The sequence below is a fragment of the Promicromonospora kroppenstedtii DSM 19349 genome, from assembly GCF_000515355.1.
In the GTDB taxonomy this organism is placed as follows: domain Bacteria; phylum Actinomycetota; class Actinomycetes; order Actinomycetales; family Cellulomonadaceae; genus Promicromonospora; species Promicromonospora kroppenstedtii.
In genome coordinates this window covers 3955-5745 of the sequence record NZ_KI911725.1, presented here as the reverse complement: position 1 = coordinate 5745, position 1791 = coordinate 3955, and the positions used below count along the sequence as shown (strand labels likewise).

Annotated in this window: 1 protein-coding gene; it reads left to right on the top strand. The window is 71.9% G+C overall.

All coding sequences use genetic code 11. From position 1 onward, the window contains the following. Positions 1-284 precede the first annotated feature (284 nt). A partial coding sequence (locus tag PROKR_RS21090) for a DEAD/DEAH box helicase (RefSeq protein WP_051433211.1) occupies positions 285-1791 on the top strand: 1507 nt, incomplete at its 3' end.

Sequence of the window (1791 nt, the reverse complement as noted above, 5' to 3'; positions counted from 1 at the left end):
CGGAGGGCCCGCGCGGGCCCTCCGCCACGTGGCGTTCATTACTAACAGGGCGCTGGACGCGTTTCGCTAACCACAGCGAAACATCGTGCGCGTACCATCAATGCTGTACATCGGTTGCCCGGTCGTCACGTTCCGACCCCCGAGCCTGTGCTCCGACCTCCCTGCGAGGCCGCCGACAGGACGCGCAGCCTGGGCCTCCCGCCCGGCGCGCGATGATTTTCACGATCGGCTGCCGCACGAAGGCGCGATCGCCGGGCCACGAGGGCCCACCGCGCCGCGAGAAGATGAAGGCGCCAGTGACTACCACCGACACCCCGGCCGCGAGCGCGGCCACCGTGACCGACCCCGAGCCCACCGTGGCCACGGGGCCCGACTATTCCTCCCCGTCCGCCATCCAGGCGCAGAACGTGACGTTCGCGGACTTCGGCGTCCGCCCCGAGATCGTCGCCGCGCTGCTGGACTCGGGCATCACCCACCCGTTCCCCATCCAGGCCATGACGCTGCCGGTCGCGATGAGCGGGCACGACATCATCGGCCAGGCCAAGACCGGTACCGGCAAGACGCTCGGTTTCGGCGTCCCGCTCCTGCACCGTGTCGTGGCCCCGGGTGAGGTGGGCTACGACGAGCTCGTCGCCCCCGGCAAGCCGCAGGCCGTCGTCGTGGTGCCGACCCGCGAGCTCGCGGTCCAGGTCGCCAACGACCTGGGCACCGCGTCGGCCAAGCGCAGCGTCCGCATCGTGCAGGTGTACGGCGGCCGCGCCTACGAGCCGCAGATCGAGGCGCTGAAGTCCGGCGTCGACGTCGTGGTGGGCACGCCCGGCCGCATGATCGACCTGCTCAACCAGGGGCACCTCACGCTGCTGCGCGCGGCGACCGTGGTGCTCGACGAGGCGGACGAGATGCTCGACCTCGGGTTCCTGCCCGACGTCGAGAAGATCCTGGCCCGCACCCCCGCGCAGCGGCACACCATGCTGTTCAGCGCGACCATGCCGGGCGCCGTCGTCTCGATGGCCCGTCGCTACATGAAGCAGCCCACGCACATCCGCGCCGCCGAGCCGGACGACGAGGGCGCGACCGTCAAGAACATCAAGCAGGTCGTGTACCGCGCCCACGCGCTGGACAAGGTCGAGGTGCTGGCGCGGCTGCTCCAGTCCGAGGGCCGCGGCCGCAGCATCGTGTTCGCACGCACCAAGCGCACGGCCGCCAAGGTCGCCGAGGAGCTGCAGTCGCGCGGGTTCGCCGCCGGCGCCATCCACGGCGACCTGGGCCAGGGCGCCCGCGAGCAGGCGCTGCGCGCCTTCCGCAACGGCAAGATCGACGTGCTCGTCGCCACCGACGTCGCGGCCCGCGGCATCGACGTCGACGACGTGACCCACGTGGTCAACTACCAGTGCCCCGAGGACGAGCGCATCTACCTGCACCGCGTGGGCCGCACCGGCCGCGCGGGCAACACCGGTACGGCCGTGACCTTCGTGGACTGGGATGACGTGCCGCGCTGGTCGCTCATCGACAAGGCGCTCGAGATCGGTTACCCCGAGCCGGTCGAGACGTACTCCACGTCGCCCCACCTGTTCGCCGACCTGAACATTCCCGAGGGCACCAAGGGCCGTCTGCCCCGCTCCGCGCAGCACCTCGCGGGGCTGGACGCCGAGGACCTCGAGGACCTGGGCGAGACGGGCAAGCGCAACAGCGGCTCGCGCTCGGGCGGCGGCCGTTCGGTCGGTGGCCGCTCCGGTGGCGGCCGTTCGGGTGGCGGCCGTTCCGGCGGACCGCGCCAGGGCGGATCGCACG